Origin of the sequence: Fictibacillus nanhaiensis, assembly GCF_042686385.1 — a bacterium.
Lineage (GTDB): Bacteria > Bacillota > Bacilli > Bacillales > Fictibacillaceae > Fictibacillus > Fictibacillus nanhaiensis.
The window spans coordinates 1-24,227 of sequence record NZ_JBHUPF010000004.1; the positions used below are offsets into that span (position 1 = coordinate 1).

Here is a 24,227-nt window from a genome sequence, read left to right on the forward strand (position 1 = left end):
GATGAGGTTGATAGGTCTGGTGTGGAAGCGTGGTGACACGTGGAGCTGACAGATACTAATCGGTCGAGGGCTTATCCTTAAAAAAGCATAACGTTTGGAAACGTCGTATCTAGTTTTGAGAGAACATAAAAAAATGATGAAAATCATTAAAAATTCTCTTGCAAAATGCTTTAAAATATAATAAAATTTATCTTGTCCCAACAGGATAAATGATTTTGAGAGTGTTACATAAGTAACTAGGTCCAGTGATGATGGCGAAGAGGTCACACCCGTTCCCATACCGAACACGGAAGTTAAGCTCTTCAGCGCCGATGGTAGTTGGGGGTTTCCCCCTGTTAGAGTAGGACGTCGCTGGGCTATATTCTCAAAATTCCAACTTAGTTGTGGATTTTCATTACATTATTCCACAGTAGCTCAGTGGTAGAGCTATCGGCTGTTAACCGATCGGTCGCAGGTTCGAGTCCTGCCTGTGGAGCCATTTTTACTTGCTTCCATAGCTCAGCAGGTAGAGTGCTTCCATGGTAAGGAAGAGGTCACCGGTTCGAGCCCGGTTGGAAGCTCCATATCATAAACTAAACAAACAGTTATGGCCCGTTGGTCAAGCGGTTAAGACACCGCCCTTTCACGGCGGTAACACGGGTTCGAATCCCGTACGGGTCACCATTTCTTATAAATACTTTGGAGGATTAGCTCAGCTGGGAGAGCACCTGCCTTACAAGCAGGGGGTNTTTTTGCTTGCCGGTTTAGCTCAATTGGTAGAGCAACTGACTTGTAATCAGTAGGTTGGGGGTTCAAGTCCTCTAGCCGGCACCATGTTTACTTTCTATGATAAGTAGACGCAGAGCACATAGAAGTGCTTGAAGAGTAACTCTCTTTTTTTATGTGGAGGGGTAGCGAAGTGGCTAAACGCGGCGGACTGTAAATCCGCTCCCTCCGGGTTCGGCGGTTCGAATCCGTCCCCCTCCACCATCTTATGTTTAACGATACAAAAGTTAGACGATACTAATAGAATATGCGGGTGTAGTTTAGTGGTAAAACAAGAGCCTTCCAAGCTCTGGTCGTGAGTTCGATTCTCATCACCCGCTCCATTTATTTCTTCGGGGCTTTAGCTCAGCTGGGAGAGCGCCTGCCTTGCACGCAGGAGGTCAGCGGTTCGATCCCGCTAAGCTCCACCATATACATAATTATTTTACTTCAGGCGATGCCTGAAGTTTTTTTGTTGTTTAAAATACTTTAATACGAAGTAAGGTTAAGGTATGTCGCTCATTAAAATTGTCCAATTATGCCGACTCGCCGATATAAGAGCAAAACTCGCTGGATTATAGACCAAATTCGCCGTATTATCTAAGAAATATCTAGAATTATTGCTGATACTTCTAGAATTAGCATCACAAATACCCGAGTTGGTATTTGTTTTAGCTCTCTAATTTTCAACTCATAAAACGGTGTCTTCAAAAAAAACACTTATATCAGTAATGACAAGTTAAAACCAATTGCTGCTCATTAAGCAAAAGGAAAGAAGATGGCTCGAAGTCATCTTCTTTTTGTCGGCTTTTTATCCAAAACCTCATAAATATGTATCTAATAACAGAAAGCGCTTTCTTTTTGGTATATCTATGCAAGATTTTGTCCAGTTGAACCATGAAATCCCTTACAGCTACAATAGAGATAGATTTTCAAGTTTTTGTGTTTTTCATAAGGGAGGAAGAAAAATGTTAAAAGATATTACAGTAATCGGTGTACCGATGGATTTAGGACAAATGCGCCGCGGTGTGGATATGGGGCCGAGTGCGATTCGATATGCCGGGGTTGTTGAACGCCTTGAAAACCTGGATTATCGTGTAGAAGATTTTGGTGATATAGATATTGCTCGTCCAGAAAAACAAAGTATAGAAAACGAAGGTAATCTAAAAAATTTAAAAGGTGTCATTGAAGCGAGTGAAAAGCTCTCACAAACAGTATCAACTGTAATCTCGAATAAGAAGTTTCCACTTGTATTAGGCGGAGACCATAGTATCGCGATTGGAACACTAGCTGGGGTTTCTAAGCACTATGAGAATTTAGGTGTCATTTGGTATGATGCGCATGGAGACCTGAATACAGCGGATACATCTCCAAGCGGAAACATTCATGGGATGCCTCTTGCTGTAAGTATTGGGATCGGTCATGAAAGGCTTACAAACATAAGCGACTACACTCCAAAGATCAAACCAGAAAATATTGTGATTATCGGAGCGCGTTCTTTAGATGAGGGAGAACGTGAGCTGATCAAAGAAAAAGGGATTAAAGTATACACGATGCATGAAGTTGATCGTCTAGGGATGGCGAAAGTTATGGAAGAGACGATTGAATACTTAGCACACACAGATGGTGTTCACTTGAGTCTAGATCTAGATGGACTTGATCCACATGATGCACCTGGTGTTGGAACTCCGGTACTTGGAGGAATCAGCTATAGAGAGAGTCACTTAGCGATGGAAATGCTTGCTGAGGCAGAAATCATTACTTCAGCGGAATTCGTAGAAGTTAATCCGATCTTAGATGAAAAGAACAAAACAGCAACGGTTGCCGTAGCATTAATGGGTTCTTTATTTGGAGAGAAACTATTATAATAGAAGAAGACAAAATAAAAACAGTTGCCTCTTTATAGATGCAACTGTTCTTTTTCATTTATACGTTGATATTGGTTAAGCAGGTGATCAATCTCTTGTGAGAGTTCAACTACTTCTTGTGCGATTAGTGGAAGGTGTTTTGAGAGTTCATTCATTTGCTGTCTGGAGTGTTCGATCTGTTCGATTAATAAATCTCTATGCATACAAACTACCCCTTTCTGCCTCAGCATAATATTTTATATGCTTAATATTCCCAGGTCTGATTTATTTAAAACACATTATTTAGAAAAAAATACCTTTTTATTTCGTCAAATTCTGCAACATGATAAAATAAAAAATATGAAAAGATTTGAAACTTATGGAATGCTGGTACGTAAATAAAATCCGAGTGGTGATAAAATAATGGACGCCTTAATAGCGAATATGGTGACCCAAGTAAAAAAAGGGGACCAAGAAGCGTTTGAAGGCATTGTGGACCTGTTTAAAGATAAAATATACCGGCATTGTTTCCGGATGGTCGGCAATGGACATGAAGCAGAAGATTTAGCACAAGAAACTTTTTTGAGAGCTTACCGTAATATAGGTAAGTACAACAGTGAATATAAGTTTTCAACCTGGATTTTTCGGATCGCTACAAATCTATGTATCGACAGGTTAAGGAAGAAGAAGCCAGATTATTATCTGGATGCAGAAGTACCAGGAACAGATGGTGCTACGATGTATAGTCAGCTATCTAGTGAAGAGCCTTTACCTGAAGAAGTGGTTACAGAGAATGAAGAGTGGAATGAACTCCAGGCAGAAATCATGAAGCTTCCTGAAAAATACAGGACAGCAATTCTTTTAAAATACGTTGAAGATCTCTCATTAGAAGAAATCAGCAAGATTATGGACATACCTGTTCCAACAGTAAAAACTCGTATACATCGAGGTCGGGAAGCGTTGAAGAAGGTATTTCAAATGGTTGTAAAAACGAGGTGATAAAAATGCATTGTGAAGCATCCTTATATGATGAATTAATGAATAGAGTACTTGATGGTGATGCGACAAAAGAAGAAGAACAAAACTTTCACGATCATCTAAAAGATTGTGAGACGTGCAGAGAAGAATTTGAGCTGCTGACGGTTACATTGAAAGAATTGCAGTTACAAACTCATATGAAGGCGCCAGAGGGCTTTACAGAGGCTGTGATGGCAAAATTACCTAAAGAGAAGCAGCAAGTAAAGTGGATGCGCTGGATGAAGAGCCATCCTGCTCTAACGGCTGCAGCGATCTTTGTGTTCTTTATGGCAGCATCTGTGTTCACGAGCTATAATCAACAAGACCTCGCCGTTGTAAAAGGGGAAGGTAACCTTCAAATTGATAAATCTGAGGGAGTCGTCGTCGTTCCTGCGGGCGAAACGATTAAAGGCGATTTAGTTGTAGAGAACGCAGACGTCAGAATAGAGGGCCGAGTCGAAGGTGACGTTACGGTCATAAAAGGCGATAAATATCTTGCTTCGGCTGGGGAAGTAACGGGCCACAGTCAGGAAATTGGTCAAGTGGTCGAATGGGTATGGTATAAGTTGAAATCTTTAGTTAGTACAAATGATGAAGCCATGATTGATACTCATAAGGAAAGCCGTTTCCATACGGCTTTTTTTCTTGGTCAAATTCACTATACCAAAAACATCATCTAACCATCATGAGTAAAACATGTGTAGGTCATGCCAAGTTTTCTTTACATTGAGGTATGCTATAATAAGTAGGTTAAAAATATTTTAGAGTGTATAGAAAATATAACTTTTTTAAGGACTTTAATAACGTTTATAACCACTAAATACTTCGACTTGGAAAACAAACCGGGTTGGGAGGGAATTTATGTTACCAATCGCAGATTTTAATATATTCAATTACATTACACAGATTATAGATATCTTATTAGTGACGTATGTGATCTATAAGCTAATCATGCTGATCCGTGGAACGAAAGCTGTTCAATTGTTAAAAGGGATAACCGTAATCATCGTGGTATGGTTCCTAAGTAGTTCGTTCGATCTTAGAACGATGTCATGGCTGATGGACAAAGTGATTACATATGGTCTTCTTGCCATCATCATTATTTTCCAACCAGAATTAAGACGGGCACTAGAGCAGCTTGGGCGTGGAAAGTTCTTTTCTCGTACAGGACTGCCTGAGGAAGAAGAGACAGAAAAAGCCATTGCTGCGATCTGTAAATCGACGAACTATATGTCAAAGCGACGTATAGGAGCAATCATGTCAATCGAACGTGAAACAGGATTGAGTGAATACGTGGAAACGGGGATACCCATTAAAGCGCATCTATCTTCTGAGTTATTGACGAATATTTTTGTGCCAAACACGCCTTTACATGATGGAGCTGTCATCATTAAACAAAGTCAGATCTATGCAGCAGGTTGCTATCTACCCTTAACAGAAAGTCCGTTTGTTTCAAAAGAACTTGGAACAAGACATAGAGCTGCATTAGGGATCAGTGAAGTAACAGATGCTATAACGGTTATCGTTTCTGAGGAAACAGGTACGATCTCTCTTACGAAGAACGGAGAAATCTATCGTAACCTGGACGAAGAGTCTTTAAGAAATTTGTTAAACGCAGAATTGATTATTGCCAACAAGTCCACTTCCTCAACTCGCTGGAATTGGAGGGGAAAGAAAAATGGACAAACTCCTTAGTAGTTCATGGTTTGTAAAAATTATTGCTTTCCTCCTAGCCCTTATGATGTATACGATCGTAACGATGGAGACGCAGGAAGAAGCAGCAAACAATTCGATATTCTCTAAAATGTATACCGAAAGTGAGACGATCGAAAACGTACAGATCAAACCTTACTTTGACGACAATCAATATGTACTTACTGATATGCCATCATCGGTTGATCTAACATTAACTGGATCCAGCCGTTTGATTACAAAAGCGACAAAAGTGGATAAGGAATTCGAAGTTTATATTGATCTAACCAACATGAAACCTGGGAACAAACGGGTAAAAGTACAAGTCCAAGGTCTGCCTGAAGGTGTTAAAGCAAAGATTAATCCTGATTATGTGGATGTTATCCTTCATAACAAAGTAACAAAAAAGATGAATGTAAACGTGGACTTAAAGAACAAAAGAAAAATGCCTGAAGGCTACACGACAGGTGAAGTTGAGTTCTCACCAAGAACGGTTGATGTAACAGGTGCTGAAGGGATGGTCGATCAGATCTCATTCATCACAGGGTTTGTTGATGTTACGGATGCAGACGAAGAGATTCAAACAAAAGTTCCTCTGCGTGCATACAATCAACAAGGAGATTTAATCGATGTTCAGATCAACCCAGGCGTAGCTGAAGTATCCGTACCCATTGAGAAACCTAAGAAAACGGTACCGATCTCTATCGAAACAGAAGGGAAATTAGATGAGGGACTTTCTCTTCAATCCATCACATCAAATCCTAGCGAGATTACATTAACGGGTACAACAACTTCGTTGAATAAGATCGATTCTTTTAAAGAGATTACGATAGATTTAAGTGAGATCAAAAAAGATACAACACTAAGCGTTGATGTTCCTATACCAGATGGGATCGACAGCGTTTCACTAAAAGAAGTAACCGTTGATGTTAATGTAGAAAAAACGGGTACGGACGCCGAAACAGAAGCAGATATTGAAACAGAAGCAGAACCAGCAGTTGACCAAGAGACGACAAGAACGTTTAGTGATGTTCCATTGACACTGCTCGGAAGTGACGCTGACAAACAAGCAACGATATTAGATCCAGCAGATGGCGTTGTCGATGTAACAGTAAGAGGAAAGAAGAGTGTGCTTAACTCTCTTAAAAAGTCAGATCTGCAAGGAATTGTAGATGTGAGTGCACTCGATCAAGGAACACATAAAGTGAAGATAGATTGGAAAAATCCAGGGGATGTTGAACTGACAGGTACAGTTCAGGAAGCCAGTGTGGAAATTCAAACAGAAACTAGCAGTCAATAGTTGAAGGAGAGAGCAATAATGGGAAAATATTTTGGTACCGACGGAGTTAGAGGAGTTGCAAATACAGAACTTACGCCTGAATTAGCATTCAAACTAGGGCGTTTTGGAGGATATGTTCTAACAAAAAATACAGAAAGACCTAAAATCTTAATTGGACGTGACACACGTATTTCTGGTCAGATGTTAGAAGGGGCTCTTGTAGCGGGTCTTCTATCGATCGGTGCGGAAGTGATGCGTCTAGGTGTGATCTCTACTCCTGGAGTTGCTTTCTTAACAAAAGCATTAGGCGCACAAGCGGGTGTGATGATTTCAGCGTCACATAACCCAGTAGCGGATAACGGCATCAAATTCTTTGGAGCGGATGGCTTCAAACTTTTAGATGAACAAGAAAATGAGATTGAAGCACTTTTAGATAATGAAAAAGATGAACTTCCTCGTCCTGTAGGTGGCGATTTAGGTTCAGTCAGCGATTATTTTGAAGGTGGACAAAAGTATATGCATTATCTGAAACAAACGATTCCTGGAGATTTTTCTGGTCTTCATATCGCTTTAGATTGCGCGCACGGAGCAACATCGTCGCATGCACCACATCTCTTTGCTGATCTTGAAGCAGACATCTCAACGATGGGCACAAGTCCGAACGGCTTAAACATCAATGAAGGTGTAGGGAGTACACATCCTGAGAAGCTTGCTGAGCTTGTTAAAGAAAAAGGCTGCGACATGGGCCTAGCATTTGACGGTGATGGAGACCGTTTGATCGCGATCGATGAAAAAGGAAACATTGTCGATGGAGATCAAATCATGTTCATCTGTGCGAAGCACCTGAAGGAACAAGGACGTTTGAAGCAAGATACAGTCGTTTCAACAGTAATGAGTAATTTAGGTTTCTATAAAGCTGTAGAAGCTAACGAGATGAAATCGGCACAAACTGCTGTTGGCGACCGTTATGTCATGGAAGAGATGCGTAAGAATGACTTTAACCTTGGTGGAGAGCAGTCTGGTCACATCATCTTCTTAGATTACACGACAACTGGAGACGGACTACTATCAGGAATCCAGCTTGCTTCGATCTTAAAAGCAACCGGAAAACCATTATCAGAGCTTGCAGGTGAGATGGCTAAGTTCCCTCAACTTCTTATCAATGTGAAAGTAGCGGATAAGTCTAAATTGAATGGTAACGATGCGATCAAAGCGGCGATCGATAAGGTAGAAACAGAGCTTGAAGGAAACGGCCGTGTACTTGTACGTCCTTCTGGAACAGAGCCACTCGTTCGTGTAATGGTTGAAGCTCCAACAGAAGAACTCTGCCAAGAGCACGCGGATAAAATCGTAGAAGTAGTAAAGGCTGAACTCGTATAAATTAATAAGAAACGGTCCCTCATAAAATAAAAAAGGGCACGAAACATATGCATATGCGGCTCACTGGAAGAGCTGTGTATGCATATTTTTATAATATGGAACATTATGTTTCAAGTTTTTCTAAAATCGGGAAAGAATAAGAATTGACGGTTTTGAAAAACCCGTGTATGATTATTTTTGTTTACTTCAAATAAAAGGAAGGAGTTAACAGTTAATCATTCATCCAAAGCGCCTGAACTGCTGACCGGGAAAAAAGCAGTTGACGAGGAAGAGGTTCATCGATATTTCGGCGGATGCCTCTCGGAACATCACTTCCGTAAGCTTTTGTTCAAACCAGGTAAGGTGACTTCCTGTACAAAGACGAAAGCAAGTGAAAAAAATAAAAAATAGAGAACATAGGTGGGGTTGTGAGCCCCGCTCACGGCCCCCTTGTGAAAGCCGTCAGCAGAGTGTGATGGCTTTAAGGAGGACGTTTATTTATGTGTGGAATCGTTGGATATATTGGGAATAATGACGCGAAAGAAATCCTTTTACGCGGATTAGAAAAATTAGAATACCGCGGATATGACTCAGCTGGTATCGCTGTACTGAATGAAGACGGAGTTCACGTGTTCAAAGAAAAAGGACGTATTGCAAATCTGCGTGAAAACGTAGATCTTGGAGTAGAAGCATCCGTTGGAATCGGACATACACGCTGGGCAACACACGGAGTTCCGAGCAGAGTTAACTCTCATCCACACCAAAGTTCAACAGAGCGTTTTACACTTGTACACAACGGTGTAATCGAGAACTATGAACAGGTGAAGAAACAATACATCTCAGGTGTTGAATTGTTGTCTGAAACAGATACAGAAGTTATCGTTCAGCTTGTAGAATACTTTGTGAACGAGGGCATGGAAGTGGAAGAAGCATTCCGCCGTACGTTGTCTGAGTTAAAAGGTTCTTATGCGATCGGATTAATCGACAACCAAAACCCTGAAACCATCTATGTTGGTAAGAACAAGAGCCCGTTATTGGTAGGTAAAGGTGAAGGCTTTAACGTTATTGCAAGTGACGCAATGGCTATGCTTTCTCAAACAGATCAATACGTTGAATTAATGGATAAAGAAATCGTAATCGTGACACGTGACAGCTATACGATCAAGACTCTTGACGGTACAGCAGTAGAGCGTGCACCATATACAGCTGAATTAGATGCAAGCGACATCGAAAAAGGCACATACCCTCATTTCATGTTAAAAGAAATCGATGAGCAGCCTTTCGTCATGCGTAACATCATCAATCAATACCAAAATGAAAATGGTGATCTTAAGCTGGATGATGATATCCGTGCCGCGATGAAAGAAGCGGACCGCGTATATATCATCGCTTGCGGAACGAGCTACCATGCAGGTCTTGTTGGGAAACAGCTGATTGAAAACATCGCTAACATTCCGGTTGAAGCACACATCGCGAGTGAGTTTGTTTACAACATGCCGCTTTTATCTGAAAAGCCGTTGTTCATCTTCATCTCACAATCCGGTGAGACTGCAGACAGCCGTGCCGTATTGGTTGAAGTGAAGAGACTTGGACATAAAGCATTAACAATCACGAACGTTCCAGGATCGACACTTTCTCGTGAAGCGAACTACACGCTTAACTTGTATGCTGGTCCTGAGATCGCAGTAGCATCAACGAAAGCATACACAGCTCAAATCGCCGTACTGGCAATTCTAGCAGTTGACTCTGCTCGTGCAAAAGGCATCGAGTTAGACTTCAATCCGCTACAAGAGCTTGCGATCGTTGCAAACGCGATGGAAGTTCTTTGTGACCAAAAAGAAGAGATGGAGAAGATCGCACGTGAGTTCTTAGCTGTAACTCGTAACGCATTCTTCATCGGCCGTGCTGCTGACTTCTACGTATGTTTAGAAGCTGCACTAAAATTAAAAGAAATCTCTTACATCCAAGCAGAAGGTTTTGCTGGAGGAGAATTGAAGCACGGTACGATCGCATTGATCGAAGACGGTACACCAGTTATCGCTCTTGCGACTCAAGAGCATGTTAACTTAAGCATCCGTGGTAACGTGAAAGAAGTAGCGGCACGTGGCGCTTACACATGTGTAATCTCTATGGATGGTCTGCAAGAAGAAGGCGACCGCGTCGTTCTTCCGAAGATCCACCCTTACTTGACGCCGTTAGTATCTGTACTTCCAATGCAGCTGATCTCTTACTACGCAGCGCTTCACCGCGACTGTGACGTAGATAAGCCGCGTAACCTTGCGAAGTCAGTAACAGTAGAATAGATTTTAAAATTCACAAAACCTCCTGTAGCGATACGGGAGGTTTTTTCATGCTTAAAAACATTAATGCTCTTTGAAAGTGGTTGATTTCCGCTCCAGGTTGCTCGCTTTCCATGGGGCGAACGGTGAGCCTCCTGCCGCTCTGCGCCTTTAGGAGTCTCCACCTGACCGCTCGTCCCATAGGAGTCGGCAACCTTACGCTACAATCAACTTGCATAAGGAGTGCAAAGAAATTCATTAGCAATCATTTTTTAGAAAAGGCTGTTTTCGTAAACTTTGTTGCTTTTGTAAGTGCTGATTACCGTTCTGGTTGCAGTGACTAGCACATAAAGGCGAAAAGCTTCTTCCTTGTCATCGCAGGGCTGAACGAGCGACTTCCTTTTTTGGACTGACCGCTTCAAGGCTGTATCCTTGCTCCTGCGTCTACAGGATAAATTTTAAATTGTAAGAAAATCCTTTATTCTGTATAATTGAGAATGGATTTCAATTAGTTATATTTTAATTATACAGAAAAGGAGGTCTATACGTGTTAGCTCGCTTTTTTGCTTATTACAGACCCTATAGATGGTTGTTCATACTTGATTTTTCTTGTGCCATTCTGGTTGGAATTTTGGAATTGGCCTTTCCGTTAGCTGTAAACCAAGTGATTGATAAACTTCTTCCTGATGGGAACTGGGAGATTATCTCTTTAGCTTGTCTCGGATTGTTACTCGTCTACCTTTTAAATACGTTCCTTCATTTCGTTGTCACGTATTGGGGACACAAGCTTGGGATCAATATTGAAACAGATATGCGGCAGCAGTTGTTCACTCATATGCAGAAACTCTCATTTGGTTATTATGACAACAATAAGACGGGTCATAGTATCTCTCGACTTACGAAAGACTTGGAAGAGATCGGAGAAGTCGCTCACCACGGACCTGAAGATGTGTTTGTGGCTGTTATGACGTTGATTGGGTCATTTGGATTAATGTTGACGATCAATTGGAAACTCGCAGTTTTGTCTTTTATCGTCATTCCTTTATTGATCATCCTAGCAATTTACTTTAATAAAAAAATGACGCTCACGTTTAGAAAAATGTTTCAGGATGTAGCGGAGATCAATGCCAGAGTAGAGGACAGTATCGGTGGGATACGTGTTGTTCAAGCATTCGCGAACGAAAGATATGAGCAGGAAAAGTTTAGAGAAAACAATAAGAATTATCGTCTTACAAAGCTTCAATCCTATAAGATCATGGCTCAAAATGTTATGTCAAACTATGTGTTAATGAGGTTAGTTACGCTTTTCACCTTATTATTTGGTACGTATTTTGTCATTTCAGGTGAACTAACGTATGGACAGTTTGTTGCTTTTATTCTGTTATCGAATATTTTAATCGGACCTATCCAAAAAATAAACGCTGTGATTGAAAGCTATCCTAAAGGCATCGCTGGTTTTAAACGGTTCGTTGAAATCATGGACACAGAGCCAGATATAGCAGATTCAGAAGATGCTATCGAGGTTGATCTAAAAGGGGCGATTCGCTATCAAGGCGTGACATTTGGTTATGAAGGTCATCGAACCGTTTTGAATAATATCGATCTATCCATTCGTTCTGGTGAGACTGTCGCATTTGTAGGTCCATCTGGCGCGGGTAAGACTACGCTATGCAGTTTGTTGCCCCGCTTTTATGATGTTCAAAGTGGATCGATCACAATTGACGGTATCAATATCCAAGAGATGAAGCTAGAATCATTACGAAAGCAGATTGGTATCGTGCAACAAGATGTTTTTCTTTTTTCAGGCACGATCAAAGAAAATATAGCGTACGGTAACTTAGACGCGACGGATGCTGAAATTATGGAAGCGGCTAAGAGGGCTCGACTGGACGACTTTATTCAGGATCAACCTGCAGGACTAGAGGCCGTGATCGGCGAAAGAGGCGTAAAACTTTCTGGAGGTCAGAAACAAAGACTAGCCATTGCTCGTATGTTCTTAAAGAATCCTCCAATTTTGATCCTGGACGAGGCCACATCTGCTTTAGATACAGAAACAGAAGTTGCGATTCAAAAAGCATTAGAAGAATTAACAGAAGGAAGAACAACGCTCGTTATTGCCCATCGACTTGCAACGATAAAAAATGCGGACCGCATAATGGTAGTAACGAATGAAGGAATTGCAGAAGAAGGCAGTCATCAAGATTTGTTAGCTTCAAAAGGAATCTATAGCCGGTTGCATGCAGCGCAGTTTGAATGAGATTTTTTAAAACCACAGGGATATCTAACATAATAACACAGTGAAATAGTAAACACTTTGTCTGATTCCATGTATAACAAGATGTTTTATTTTCCATCCTAAAAGGTAGATATAATAGAGCCAAACTTTTAAGGAGTGGATGACATGGATAAAGAGCAGATGAAAAATAAAGTATTTGAAGTAGTAGACAAAAAACAGACAGGCGTGCTGGCAACGGTTAAGAAGAATAAACCACATTCTCGCTACATGACCTTCTTCCACGACGAGTTAACCTTTTATACACCAACAAGTATAGAGACTCATAAAGCCGATGAAATTCAAGAGAACCCGAATGTTCACGTACTAGTCGGCTATGATTGTGAAGGGTACAACGATCCTTATCTTGAAATCGAAGGTACAGCCACTATTCGAGATGATCAAGGATTAAAAGAAAAGTTTTGGAACGAACAAATGAAACACTATTTTGAAGGTCCGAATGATCCTAACTATATCTTACTTGAGATCAAACCAAGCTTAATTCGACTTATGAACGACGGCGAACACGAGCCCCAAACTTTAGAATTATAAAAAAAAGGCCCCTCTTTTGAATAAAAGAGGGGCCTTTGTACGTCTATATTCTTAAGGATTAATTTAATTGTAATAATTGTAATATTAAGGAAAAAAATTATCTTAAGAAGATAGAATATTCGATAAATAAAAAGGGGGATTATAGCTTGAAAAAATGGGGTGCTTTATTTATTGCAGGGGTTCTGCTTACGGCCTGCTCTGATAAAGAAGCAGGAAAGGAATCGAAATTCACGGTTAAAGATGCAATTAAAAAGGATCATGTGGTCATTCAAAACCTATCTGAAAAAGAAATAGAACTAATGACAGGGGCGACCAAAACCGAGCATCTTGTTCCAATGTTCACTTTTTTAGATGATGTAAAAGCAGACAAAGAAAGCAAGCTAGAGATACCTACAACAAGTGAATTACACTATGTGAATAAAGATAAAACAATCTTTAAGAACAACAACAAAACATTCGGTATGCCTACTGGTGAAATTAAATGTAGGTATATTATAGATTCTTACCAAAACCTAATGGTAGATGGATGCAGCGGAGAAGTATCTACTCTATTAGTCGCTCCATTTGGACCAAGAGATTTTAACCTAGCAAAAGCAGAATATAAAAGTAAGGAATAGGGGTATATCATGCCATATATTTTAAAAGATAGTTTCCTCTCAATGATTTTGTCTATTATTGGAATTATTCTGCTAGGGTCTGTTCCCTATATGTTCAGTGGGATGACATTTAACACAAGCGGTTATTTGGATGGAATCACTGAAATGTTCAGAGTCATGTTGAACCCTGAAGAAATCATGTACTTTGCAGAAAGCGGTCCATACCCGCTCTTTCCAAGCATGTGGGGAATCTATGGTTACTCGGTCACCATTTTGTTTGCTGCATTCTTTATAGCGATTATCGTAGCGTTAATGTTTGCTCTATTCATATTCATGCTTCCATCAGGCTTAAAGAATAGGATAAGAGTATTTTCTTTTGTTTTTGAATCGATTCCAGATGTATTAATCGCAATCGGTATACAATTCTTTATCGTATGGTTCTTTAAGAAAACGAACATCTTGTTATTTCAGATTGTATCTCTGTATGACCAGAAAACGTACTTTGTTCCCATTTTATGCTTATCGATTTTACCTACCTTTCTTATTCTTCGCATCTTACTATTAAATATCGAAGAAGAGTACGAAAAGCTTTATGTAGATACGGCGAGAAGTAAAGGAATGGGACGCTTTCGAATCTTATGGCGCCATGTCCTGCCAAATACGTTGTTAAGCGTATTTCACCAGTCACGAAATATATTATGGTTCATGCTATCTAACCTGTTAATGATCGAATTCTTGTTTAATATTTATGGTATTACATCACTTATCCGGACTAGTGGAAATCCGGCAGTTTTTACGATTTCCATGCTGTTGCTATTTGTTCCGATGTTTCTTTTTTTCACATTGTTAAGAGTGATTACGTTTAAATGGGTTGGTGAAAAATGATTAAGAACATATGGAAAGATCGCTTCTTTATTGTAGGATTTTTGTTTGTGTTTGGTCTTCTTATGGCTAGTTTTTATCATCAAATCGTTCTTGATAATGAAATATATGAAGAACAGTATATATACGATGAAGAGGGAATGCCGAAAGAAAAAGCGCCATTTGAACCGTCGAGTCATTACTGGTTTGGCAGTGACCGTATGGGAGCAGATTTGTTCTCTCAAATTATATCTGGAGCCAAATACACGCTTGGTTTCGCGCTAGTCGTCAGCTTGCTGAGGGTCGGTCTATCATTCATAGGATCGTTTCTATTGTGGAGAGCTGGAAGAGTGATGCCTTTTATAAAAGGATTATCTCAATCGTTCTATTACATCCCGTCAGCGCTTCTAATCTTTTTTGTTGTAGGACCGATTATACAATTAGAGAACTACACATTTTGGGAAAAAGCATTTTTTGAGATGTTACTGATCATTGCTATAGCGGTGCCGAACACTTCTATTCTTATAAAAGAAGAGATCAACCTGATCGAAAAAGAAGAGTTTATTACAAGTGCTAAATTAATGGGAGGTTCAAGATTAAGAATTCTAGCGAAACACATACTCCCACATCTATGGCCAAAGCTATTATTGGTCTATGTACAACAAGTGATTGCCGTCCTTTTACTGTTAGCTCACCTTGGAATATTAGGCGTATTCTTTGGTGGAACAACGATGAGAGAATTTACAAATGAATATGAAATACCAGTATCAGATTCTAATGAATGGTCAGGGCTAATTGGAGGCTACTATTATCAACTACGTCTTGCGCCATGGCTTGTGTTCTTTCCAGTGTTCAGTTTTGCCGCTGTCATTTTAGCCTTTAATTTTATGGCAGAGGGCATCAAACGATCGGCGAACAAGCTGCCTATCCCCAAAACGGTGAAAAGCAAGGGTGAACGAAAGCCAAACATTAGCTTAGTAGAAAATAAGTCATTTGTATTTTTATCACAAAAGAAGACAGGTTGAACCAGCATATGACTTCAAATTAAAAAGGCAAAGAGCATAGACTCTTGCCTTTTTAACAAACTACTATCTCCACGACGCACCGATGATGATGAGAAGGATAAATAGCACGACAATTAAAGCGAAAACGCCGCCTCCGCCGCCGTAACCGCCATATCCGTAGCCGCATGGGGTGTAGCAACCATATCCGTAACCTGGATAACCCCAGTTACGTTCTTGTTTCTGTCTTTTTCCAAACATGCTGTAAGTCCTCCTTCTTTCTTGTGCCTTATGCTTTCATCTTAGTGTATGTCCCAGAAGAAGGAGTGACATGGACAAAATCCTAATAAATTTGAAAAAGTTTAAAAGTTTGATGGAATGCTAGGAGGACAAGTTAATGAGCGAAGTGATTCATTCATATAGCTGTTTAGTAAAATGGCTGGAAGAGTTAAAAAGAATACCTGAAGAATATTGGCTAGAGCCTATTCAAGAAGATAAGTGGTCTACAGGTGAAATCATTGCCCATATTAAGGCATGGGATATGTTTGTTTGGGATGAAAGGTTTTCTTATTTTATAAAGAGATCTAACACAACACCTAAAATAGGGATGTAGAAGAAATAAATGGAAATGCCGCTCACGAAGCAAGATGTGGGATATCCAAGAATGCTTTAATTGATGAAGTGATTGAGTGTCGACTTGTCTTATCTAGAAAGCTTCAAGAGCTGCCAGTTGCTATTTGGGAGGAGAAAATCCAAATAGGAGATTCCTGGATTACATTATGTGAATATATCAAGGGTATGGTGGAACACGATAATCATCATAAACAGCAAATTGAAAAATACCTCTTAAACAAAGGGGTTGAGCTCTTAAAACAAGAAGTATAAACGTGTAGGAAATAAAGTCGAATTTCCCCGGAAATTATCTTAGGAAATAATGGAAACCTTTCAAAGAGCTTCTATCAAGACAGAAGTTCTTTTTTTCGTTAACATAAAAGAAAAACGAATTAAAGAGGACTTATGGATACAGTAACTCACACATTGTTTGGTTTAACGTTGTATGGCGCAGCAAATAAAATGAATATGGACAAGTCACATAAGAGAGCTTTGTTGTTTACGACAGTGGTCGGCAGTCAGATTCCTGATATTGATGTGGTTGTAAACCTTACAGAAACAGGTCGCATCATGCAGCAGATGTGGCATAGAGGATTAACTCATTCTTTTTTCCTCGTTCCAGTTTGGGGAATCATCATATATCTTCTTAGCAGTATTTTATTTAAGGTGAACGATCGAAGGCTGTTCTACTGGGCGCTCTTAGCTGTATTTATTCATAATACGAGTGACCTCTTTAACACATGGGGAACAGGGTACTTAGAACCATTCACAAGCTATCGAGTCACATTTGGAACGATTTCAATCGTTGATTTTGTATTTTGGTTCTTGATGCTCACGGGTTTTATCGTTTCAAGAAAAAAGGAACCATCAAACCGTTTTAAAGTTTTCCGTGTAGTATGGATCTTGATGATTGCTCATGTTGGGGTACAATCGTTACAAGGTTATGTGATCTATAGTGAAGCAAAAGAAAAATATGATGAAGTCGCATTAGCTGCAGGATTTGTTCCAACCCAATTTCAAGTGATCGGAAAAAAAGATAGCAAAGTAGAGATTGTAAAAGATAGTATATTTATGAAGCCAAAAGTTGAGCATGTTTTGGTTTCAAGCGATGAAGCTAATTTAGAGCCACTTTTTGAAGAGAACCCACGTGCAAAAACCCTTTACGACTGGTCTCCATTCGTGGTTGTGGTTGAAGAAGAAGAAAAGCTAGGGATCTATGATCCTCGGTTTTATCGTAATGGAGAATCCTTTTTGTATGAGTTCATAGAAAAGTAACCCGCTAATATTAGCGGGTTACTTTTTTGATTATGGTGTAGTTGTTGTTCCAGATGTACCAGCACCTGCTCCTGTTCCCGTTCCCGTTCCACCATCCGCTGGTGGTGGTTCAGTCGGTGGCGGATCTGTTGTCGGAGGAGGTTCTGTTGGAGGTGGATCTGGCACTGTTGGTGGATCTTCAGGTTCAGGTGTTGTACCAGGATCATCCGGGTTGTCATCTTGTGGTGGTGGCGGATCAGCCTTATCCTCTGGCTTTGTTGGTGGCGGCTCGGTTTGTTTTTCATCTTCTTTCTTTTTGTCTTCTTCTTTAGTCTTAGCGGAATCTTTCTTTTTGTCATCCTTGTTTTTCTCTTCATTGTTTTTCTCTTCATTGTTTGTGTTGCTTCTCGTTCGTTCTTTTTTATCGACTTTCTTTGTTTTAACTGGAGCAGTCATCTCTTTAAGGGATGTGCCTTTTACGATAAGCTCTTTCGTCACATTAGAGCCATTTTCGTCTTTTGTTACATATCCAGTGTCTTTATTGATGTATACTTCCTCAACTGATTTTGGCTTAGAAAACCCGGCTGTCTTTTTATTCTTTGACACTTCAGAGACGATAGACTTGAAAATGTATTTAGCAATTTTTTGGTCTTCAGGCGTCAGATAACTCTCTGCCGTTGTTTTGTCATATCCTGTCCATACTGCGGCTGTATAGTTTGTTGTATAGCCTGCAAACCACGAGTCACTTGAGCCCTTTTTAATATGATCAAGCCCGTCTGGCATATTCGTCGTTCCCGTTTTGCCGGCCACTTCTAATCCAGGAATAGCAGCTAGAGTTCCTGTTCCTTTATTAACAACATCTTTTAGCATATCTGTAATCATATAAGCCGTGTAATCATGCATGGCTGCAACAGGTTTGGATTCATACTTTGTTTCATAGCCATCGGGATATTTCACACTACGAAGAGTTGTTGGTTTATGGTAGACACCCTGGTTTCCGAATGCTGTGTATGCACCTGCTAGTTCTAATGGTGATGGACCCTTACCAAATCCACCGATGGCATAGGCAGGATGAGCGGTCTTAATAGGTATACCTAGCTGTTTAGCGAAGCTTACAGCATCTTCAGAGCCAACTTCCATAAAGGTTTTGATGGCAGGAATATTATAAGAATGGACGAGTGCTTCCCGCATAGAAACATCTCCATGAAAATCATCGTCCCAGTTTCCGGCTTCCCAACCGTCAATCTCTAACTCTTCATCTTTGATCTGTTTATACGTAGACCATTTAAACTTTTCTATAGCTGGTCCATAATCTAAGATGGGTTTGATGGTGGAACCGGGTTGGCGAGTAATATCAGTCGCATAGTTGAAACCTTTCTCGATGTTTTGATCATCACTTGTTCGGTTACCGCCTAACGCACGAATAACACCGGTCTTTGTATCGAGCAACGCGACACCCGCTTTAAATTTGTCGTTTGGATAGTTGACATATTCTTCAGTGGATAGCACCTTTTCCGTATGAGCTTGAGCTTTAGGATCAAGTGTTGTATAGATCTTTAATCCACCCTCATAAATCGCCCGTTCAGATACTCCTTTTTCTTTTAATTCTTTAATCACTTGCTGAATAAAAGCATCGTACTTTAATCGTTTTGTTTTTTCTTTTGATAGAGATTCCGTTACAGCTGATTTCATGGCTTCTTCTTTTTGTTGTTTTGTAATGGCACCATTCTTGTACATGAGATGCAATACAGTATTGCGTCTTTCCTCTGCTACTTTAGGGTGAAGGAAAGGGTCATAACTGCTCGGTCTTTGAGGCAGACCAGCTAAAAGAGCAGCTTCTGCTGGAGATAGTTCTTTTAGAGGTTTATTAAAATACGTTTTCGAAGCCGTCGCTACCCCATATGCACCGCTCCCAAAGTATATTTTGTTCAGGTACATCTCTAAGATCTGATCTTTTGAATACTTTTGTTCTAATTGAATAGCCAGGTAGGCTTCTTGCACTTTTCGTTCGAGTGTTTTGTCTGACGATAGAACTGAGTTTTTAACCACTTGCTGAGTGATAGTGCTTGCCCCTTCAGCGCCGAATCCATCTTGAACATTCGCAACGGCTGCCCCGACAATTCGCTTCATGTCGATTCCCATATGTTCTCTGAACCTAACGTCTTCTGTAGAGATAAATGCTTGTTGGACGAGTTCTGGTATATCATCAATCTTGACATATTCTCGTCGTTCTGAGCTTGTTACATACGTGATGAACTCATCGTTCATGTCATAGATCATCGATGATTGGGGATCTTTCAAGTCGTCAGCTGTAAGCTTTGGAGTACCGTTTACATATGCATAGATCATCGCTCCTCCAAATGTTACGCTGGATAAGAAAAGAATTAACGTTATAATTGCTGTCCGCCGAATCCAAAGTGATCGTTTTCTCTTCTGACGAAGTACAGACCTTTTCGCCACAGCACTCTTCCTTTCTCTAAGTTACTACTCCTGATTTACCCAATACTTGTAAATATAAAACAGTTTATAAAGAGACTGGATGGGGGAAGGTTAATTTAGAGGAGTGATTTAATGAAAACACAGACGAAAGAAAGAGCGCAGATCATTTACTCCATGTTGGAAGATATTCATCAAAATAAAAGCGTAAGTGAAGAACAGCTAAATAAATTAACGGAAGTCGCTCAACTATTAAAAGAAGATGTTGAAATCGGAGAGAAAACTTCTGGTGTTTTAGATGATATGAGTGAATTTGGAGAGAAGGCTCTTCAATTATCATCAGAACAACAACTAAATGATTTTTTGAAGCAAGAAGATCGAAAAGTAGAAGAGTATTATGATCACTTTAAGATGTTATTTGATCTAAAGAGATAATATAGTTTAAGAAGCTGATATCGATGAGGACCTGCCCTCTTGATATCAGTTTTTTTATATTTTAGTCATAGGAATGCTATTTGTCGAACGAATGTATTGGTCATACGATTCATTATTTTATAAAATTTAATAAAACGACCAGTCGTTTTAAAAATAATGAGGAGAGATTGTGGTGTTAGTCATTAAACGATTTAGTGAGTTAACTTTTAATGAGGCAATGCTGTTATGGAATGACTCGTGGAAGCATTATTTCTTTGATATGACCGTGGACCTTGATCGATTCATACAAAGGATTGCTGGTGAAGGAATCTCGCTTGAGAAATCAGTCGTGGCTGTTTACGATGGCAAGTTAGCAGGATTCGTACTAAACGGTTTTCGAACGATTAACGGTAAGCGATACGTATGGAACGGAGGAACCGCAATCGCTCCAGATTATAGAGGAATGGGTATTGGTAAGAAGCTCATATCCGTCTGCTTAAACATATATGCAGAAGAGAAAGTTGAAATTGCAAGACTCGAAGCGGTAAAAGAAAATACAGCTGCTATCAACCTATATAAAAGCATGGGTTATGAGACGTTTGAAGAACTGACATATCTTCAACATGAAGGGGTCATTACTACTTGGGAAAGAGCAAGTTCAGAGATACAGATCAAAGAAGTATCTCTATTTGATATACAACGATTGTCCTTTTTCAAACATAGTACCGCATGGCAGACTCAATTTCAGAGCTTAAGAGACTGTATTTGTGTGATAGGAATGAAAGACGAAATTCCACTCGGATATGCTGTGTATAAAAAAGTCTATAATGAAACAGGGAAGCTATCCACAATCTTACTCTATCAATGTGTAACCGACGAACAGAATGACTTCCAAGAGCAGACGGTGAGAGAATTAGTAATAACCGCATTCGCGCCAGCCGAGGAATCCGTAAAAAGGATAACGATCAACATTCCGAAAAAAGAGGATTATCTAAACCAACTGTTGCGTGAAACAGGATTTACGACGTATGTTGAACAAGTACATATGGAACGGCTAATCGAACAGACTAATGACTCACGCACCGTGAAAACTTTTTCCGAAATAGACTGAAAACTCTGTTATACTTATAGAAGACGTGTCATAAATGGAGGAAGCATCATGCCTAAAGTTTCAGCTGAGTATAAAGAAGAGAAACGCAACCACATTCTTGAGAGCGCCTTAAAATGCTTTAGTGAAAAGGGATACCAAGCTACGATTATAGACGACATCGTTAAAGATTCTAACATTAGTAAAGGTGCCATCTATAACTATTTTGCTAGTAAAGAAGAAATCTATCTTCAACTATTAAAGAAGCGAACAGATGAATTCTTTGAAGATATGGAACAAGAGAACGCTTCTCTTACAAGTGCTAGTAAAAAGCTTGAGAATCTATTCAAACGTTGGAAAAAACAAGAGTTAAAAGAAGATGATCAGCAGACGATGCGTGTATATATTGAATTCTGGCTCTATGGATCAAGGCAAGATGATCTACGAACGATTCTTGCAGCGCGATATAACCGATTTATTGATTATATTGTGAAGATCATTAAAGAAGGTCAGGAATCAGGGGAAATTAAAAAAGAGTTAGATCCGCAAAACATCTCACGAATCTTTTGGGCACTTCGTGATGGTAACGTGCTTCATTATTCTTTTCTAGGAGAAGAAGAGCAGTATCGAATTGCCTGGGATACCATCGAAGAAATGTTTTTAACCTATGTTATAACGAATTAACGTAAAGGCACCAAGTTTGGTGTCTTTTTTATTTGTGTTAGTAGATTCTTTGTTAGTGAGGGTATATGAATATTTGTACATGTCGAAATAAGTAGACTCACGGATATATGAGCAAAATTCGCGGAATTATGCTCCCAACTCGCGGGTATACATTCGAATTTTAAGGGATTATCCTGAAAATTTCTTGAATAAAAAAGGGTAATACCCTTCGAGGTATTGAATATTGCCGACATTCTTTAGCCCAAACAGCGCTTGTCCTGCTCAAGATATATTTACTGACTGGTTTTGTCTAAGGAGTTACACTTTTGTTGGGAATTATCGACCAAATGGTCCTATCAAGATGCTATAAAAAAGAGTAGACTTAGAAGTAACATATTTGTAATGTAACTTTTTATAAGTAAATTCGACTACATAAATACATAGAGATAGGGGGCCATCCGAAGTGAAGGAAACGTTCGACCGATTGTACGATGAGTATCATACGGCGCTATTTCAATTTATCTTCTATATGGTACGAAATCGGGAATCGGCAGAAGATCTTGTGCAAGAAGTTTATATCCGGGTATTAAACGCCTACGAGAGTTTCGAAGGCAAGAGTTCAGAGAAAACATGGTTGTATTCCATTGCCAGGCACGTGGCCATTGACTGGCTTAGAAAACAATCCAGACGCAACAAACGGTTCCTGTTCTTTGATATAAAAGAAAGTGAAAGTGTATTACGTGATGGAGATCCCCTTCCAGAAGAATTAGTTGCAAAAAAAGAATCTTACCTAGATTTATATACTATGATGAAACGTTGTTCACTTGATCAGCAGCAAGTGCTTGTACTTCGGTACATCCAATCATTATCGATCTCAGAAACTGCGCAAATACTAAGTTGGACCGAAAGTAAAGTAAAGACCACCCAGCACCGGGCTATAAAAGAATTGCGCAAATGGCTGGATCAGCAACCGGGCCTGGAGGAGGAATTGAAAGATGGAACCAATTAAGTGGAATGATGAAAAAATTGAACAGCATCTTAAACATTTGCCCCCGATAAGAGACCGCCAATCCAAGCAGGAGCTTTTCTTAAAGGTTCAGGCAAATATTAATTATAAGGATAATAAATGGAAGAGGCTTCCTTCATGGAGTCTCCCGGCACTCGCTACAGCTTGCGCGCTTGTCATCTTTGGTGTTTTCGCTCCCGATCTGATGCAGAATGGGGTACAGATACAGAACTCCAAGGTTGCTGAGAAATCGGATATGATAGAAAAAAAAGCGTTAGATGACTCTGCGGATAAAGATCAAAACTCCGTCGGGATCATGAAAGCTGAACCATCTGTTGCGTATCATGCTCCTTATTTAGATAAGGACCTGAAAGCTATGAAGAAAGACTGGGTGACAGTAGGTTATTTGGATGATCAAGCACAGCTTGTCATACCTGTCAGTTTCTTAACCGACCAAGATTATTACGTCAATAAAGTGAATAAAGAACTTAAAGCCTTTAACCCGAGCGATGTTGGCTTAATGAACAGTCCCCTAGAAAAAGCCAAAATAACAGAAGAAGAAGAGACCGTAATCGTTGATCTGCCAGCTGGTGCCATTAAGGAAGCAGAAGAACCACTTCTTCAAGCATTGATTACGATGACCTTTGCTAATGAAGGTCAGAAGGCGAAAGTAGAACTGCGTATGGATGGTGAAAAAGGATACGAATTCCCGCGCTTTGGAACAGTTCCGGAGTGGGACCTTAAAGTTCCAGGAGCCCCTCACTTTCGTTATGACGCTCCGTCCACAGATGCTTTTATCGTAAGTCTGTATGCAACGGGAGTAGACACGAAATCGATGCCAAAGGAGTTTGAGGATGCTCTTGAGATGATGGATGATGAACAAGAGCGTGGACTTAAACCGTTACTACCGAAAAACACGGTACTAGGTGTAAAAGTATTGAACAAGGATGATGTAGAGATTACCTTTCCTGATTCTATAAAGTTATCTGCTGATGATACGGAAGATCTGATGATGATCGATGCTATTCTTTTAACAGCTGAAAGCTACGGGTTTGAGTCTGTAAAGTTTAATAATACGAAACTTGATTCAATCGGTCCTTATCAGCTTGATGAGGAGATTGAAGGAGTGACTGGTACTAACTTCTATCAATGATCTAATGAAGAAGGTGTCGAAAAAGGCTGCAATTTGCAGTCTTTTTTCTATGGAATGAAAGTAACTTTATTACTGTATTCTGCGACTAATAGAGTGTAAGAGT

General features: G+C 39.9%; 22 protein-coding genes, 7 tRNA genes and 1 rRNA gene. 27 read left to right on the forward strand and 3 right to left on the reverse strand.

What is annotated here, in order from left to right; genetic code table 11:
- The first annotated feature begins 241 nt into the window (after positions 1–241).
- The 9 genes from rrf (at position 242) to rocF (ending at position 2,612) form a co-directional block, all read left to right on the forward strand.
- Positions 242–357: ribosomal RNA gene (gene rrf, locus ACFS5O_RS02330) — 5S ribosomal RNA — on the forward strand.
- A 46-nt stretch (positions 358–403) separates the two neighbouring features.
- A tRNA-Asn gene (locus ACFS5O_RS02335) sits at positions 404–478 on the forward strand.
- 9 nt (positions 479–487) lie between these two features.
- Positions 488–563, forward strand: a tRNA-Thr gene (locus ACFS5O_RS02340).
- Between the two features lie 25 nt (positions 564–588).
- A tRNA-Glu gene (locus tag ACFS5O_RS02345) sits at positions 589–663 on the forward strand.
- 74 nt (positions 664–737) lie between these two features.
- Positions 738–813: transfer RNA gene (locus ACFS5O_RS02350), tRNA-Thr, on the forward strand.
- Between the two features lie 71 nt (positions 814–884).
- Positions 885–969 (forward strand) — tRNA-Tyr (locus ACFS5O_RS02355).
- 45 nt (positions 970–1,014) lie between these two features.
- Positions 1,015–1,088 (forward strand) — tRNA-Gly (locus ACFS5O_RS02360).
- Between the two features lie 11 nt (positions 1,089–1,099).
- Positions 1,100–1,175 (forward strand) — tRNA-Ala (locus ACFS5O_RS02365).
- A gap of 537 nt (positions 1,176–1,712) precedes the next feature.
- Positions 1,713–2,612: an arginase gene (gene rocF, locus ACFS5O_RS02370; protein WP_066390713.1), complete on the forward strand. Its 900-nt coding sequence runs from the start codon at positions 1,713–1,715 to the stop codon at positions 2,610–2,612.
- A gap of 32 nt (positions 2,613–2,644) precedes the next feature.
- On the opposite strand, the gene ACFS5O_RS02375 is transcribed toward rocF, so the two are convergent.
- A complete protein-coding gene (locus ACFS5O_RS02375; protein ID WP_171005666.1) occupies positions 2,645–2,815 on the reverse strand; it encodes an aspartyl-phosphate phosphatase Spo0E family protein in 171 nt (56 codons plus the stop codon).
- A 199-nt stretch (positions 2,816–3,014) separates the two neighbouring features.
- Between ACFS5O_RS02375 and sigW the strand changes: the two genes are divergently transcribed.
- The 11 genes from sigW to ACFS5O_RS02430 all read left to right on the forward strand — a co-directional run bounded on the left by sigW (position 3,015) and on the right by ACFS5O_RS02430 (position 15,523).
- A complete protein-coding gene (gene sigW, locus ACFS5O_RS02380; RefSeq protein ID WP_066390715.1) occupies positions 3,015–3,590 on the forward strand; it encodes an RNA polymerase sigma factor SigW in 576 nt (191 codons plus the stop codon).
- Between the two features lie 5 nt (positions 3,591–3,595).
- Positions 3,596–4,288, forward strand: coding sequence for an anti-sigma factor family protein (locus ACFS5O_RS02385; RefSeq protein ID WP_205724165.1), 693 nt, complete (start codon positions 3,596–3,598; stop codon positions 4,286–4,288).
- 181 nt (positions 4,289–4,469) lie between these two features.
- A complete protein-coding gene (gene cdaA / locus ACFS5O_RS02390) occupies positions 4,470–5,303 on the forward strand; it encodes a diadenylate cyclase CdaA (protein WP_191755167.1) in 834 nt (277 codons plus the stop codon).
- A complete protein-coding gene (locus ACFS5O_RS02395; RefSeq protein ID WP_205724164.1) occupies positions 5,287–6,600 on the forward strand; it encodes a CdaR family protein in 1,314 nt (437 codons plus the stop codon). The genes cdaA and ACFS5O_RS02395 overlap by 17 nt, the downstream gene beginning before the upstream one ends.
- A gap of 18 nt (positions 6,601–6,618) precedes the next feature.
- Complete coding sequence (glmM, locus tag ACFS5O_RS02400; protein WP_205724163.1) at positions 6,619–7,959, forward strand: phosphoglucosamine mutase; 1,341 nt, start codon at positions 6,619–6,621, stop codon at positions 7,957–7,959.
- Positions 7,960–8,438: 479 nt separating this feature from the next.
- The gene (gene glmS / locus ACFS5O_RS02405; protein WP_205724162.1) at positions 8,439–10,241 is read left to right on the forward strand and encodes a glutamine--fructose-6-phosphate transaminase (isomerizing); all 1,803 of its coding nucleotides are present in this window, start codon (positions 8,439–8,441) and stop codon (positions 10,239–10,241) included.
- 523 nt (positions 10,242–10,764) lie between these two features.
- Positions 10,765–12,474: an ABC transporter ATP-binding protein gene (locus tag ACFS5O_RS02410; RefSeq protein ID WP_205724161.1), complete on the forward strand. Its 1,710-nt coding sequence runs from the start codon at positions 10,765–10,767 to the stop codon at positions 12,472–12,474.
- Between the two features lie 144 nt (positions 12,475–12,618).
- Complete coding sequence (locus tag ACFS5O_RS02415; protein ID WP_205724160.1) at positions 12,619–13,041, forward strand: pyridoxamine 5'-phosphate oxidase family protein; 423 nt, start codon at positions 12,619–12,621, stop codon at positions 13,039–13,041.
- Between the two features lie 146 nt (positions 13,042–13,187).
- Positions 13,188–13,658 (forward strand): hypothetical protein, encoded by a 471-nt coding sequence (locus tag ACFS5O_RS02420; RefSeq protein WP_205724159.1) that lies wholly within the window; start codon positions 13,188–13,190, stop codon positions 13,656–13,658.
- A gap of 9 nt (positions 13,659–13,667) precedes the next feature.
- Positions 13,668–14,522, forward strand: a complete 855-nt coding sequence (locus ACFS5O_RS02425; protein ID WP_205724158.1) for an ABC transporter permease subunit — start codon at positions 13,668–13,670, stop codon at positions 14,520–14,522.
- Positions 14,519–15,523, forward strand: a complete 1,005-nt coding sequence (locus ACFS5O_RS02430) for an ABC transporter permease (RefSeq protein ID WP_205724157.1) — start codon at positions 14,519–14,521, stop codon at positions 15,521–15,523. Before ACFS5O_RS02425 ends, ACFS5O_RS02430 begins: the two co-directional genes overlap by 4 nt.
- A 63-nt stretch (positions 15,524–15,586) precedes the next feature.
- Here ACFS5O_RS02430 and ACFS5O_RS02435 read toward each other — a convergent pair whose 3' ends face one another.
- Positions 15,587–15,760 (reverse strand): YjcZ family sporulation protein, encoded by a 174-nt coding sequence (locus ACFS5O_RS02435; protein WP_066390747.1) that lies wholly within the window; start codon positions 15,758–15,760, stop codon positions 15,587–15,589.
- Between the two features lie 136 nt (positions 15,761–15,896).
- Between ACFS5O_RS02435 and ACFS5O_RS02440 the strand changes: the two genes are divergently transcribed.
- Both ACFS5O_RS02440 and ACFS5O_RS02445 read left to right on the forward strand, forming a co-directional pair.
- Entirely contained in the window at positions 15,897–16,112 is a 216-nt protein-coding gene (locus ACFS5O_RS02440; RefSeq protein ID WP_205724156.1) for a hypothetical protein, read from the forward strand.
- A gap of 404 nt (positions 16,113–16,516) precedes the next feature.
- The gene (locus ACFS5O_RS02445) at positions 16,517–17,386 is read left to right on the forward strand and encodes a metal-dependent hydrolase (protein WP_205724155.1); all 870 of its coding nucleotides are present in this window, start codon (positions 16,517–16,519) and stop codon (positions 17,384–17,386) included.
- A gap of 30 nt (positions 17,387–17,416) precedes the next feature.
- Here ACFS5O_RS02445 and ACFS5O_RS02450 read toward each other — a convergent pair whose 3' ends face one another.
- Positions 17,417–19,825, reverse strand: a complete 2,409-nt coding sequence (locus ACFS5O_RS02450; RefSeq protein ID WP_205724154.1) for a transglycosylase domain-containing protein — start codon at positions 19,823–19,825, stop codon at positions 17,417–17,419.
- Positions 19,826–19,936: 111 nt separating this feature from the next.
- On the opposite strand from ACFS5O_RS02450, the gene ACFS5O_RS02455 reads away from it, so the two are divergent.
- The 5 genes from ACFS5O_RS02455 to ACFS5O_RS02475 all read left to right on the forward strand — a co-directional run bounded on the left by ACFS5O_RS02455 (position 19,937) and on the right by ACFS5O_RS02475 (position 24,124).
- Positions 19,937–20,236, forward strand: coding sequence for a hypothetical protein (locus ACFS5O_RS02455; RefSeq protein ID WP_205724153.1), 300 nt, complete (start codon positions 19,937–19,939; stop codon positions 20,234–20,236).
- 172 nt (positions 20,237–20,408) lie between these two features.
- Complete coding sequence (locus ACFS5O_RS02460; protein ID WP_205724152.1) at positions 20,409–21,326, forward strand: GNAT family N-acetyltransferase; 918 nt, start codon at positions 20,409–20,411, stop codon at positions 21,324–21,326.
- A 48-nt stretch (positions 21,327–21,374) separates the two neighbouring features.
- Positions 21,375–21,986 (forward strand): TetR/AcrR family transcriptional regulator, encoded by a 612-nt coding sequence (locus tag ACFS5O_RS02465; RefSeq protein WP_205724151.1) that lies wholly within the window; start codon positions 21,375–21,377, stop codon positions 21,984–21,986.
- 442 nt (positions 21,987–22,428) lie between these two features.
- Entirely contained in the window at positions 22,429–22,974 is a 546-nt protein-coding gene (locus tag ACFS5O_RS02470; RefSeq protein WP_205724150.1) for an RNA polymerase sigma factor SigX, read from the forward strand.
- The gene (locus ACFS5O_RS02475) at positions 22,961–24,124 is read left to right on the forward strand and encodes a hypothetical protein (RefSeq protein ID WP_205724149.1); all 1,164 of its coding nucleotides are present in this window, start codon (positions 22,961–22,963) and stop codon (positions 24,122–24,124) included. The genes ACFS5O_RS02470 and ACFS5O_RS02475 overlap by 14 nt, the downstream gene beginning before the upstream one ends.
- Positions 24,125–24,227 lie beyond the last annotated feature (103 nt).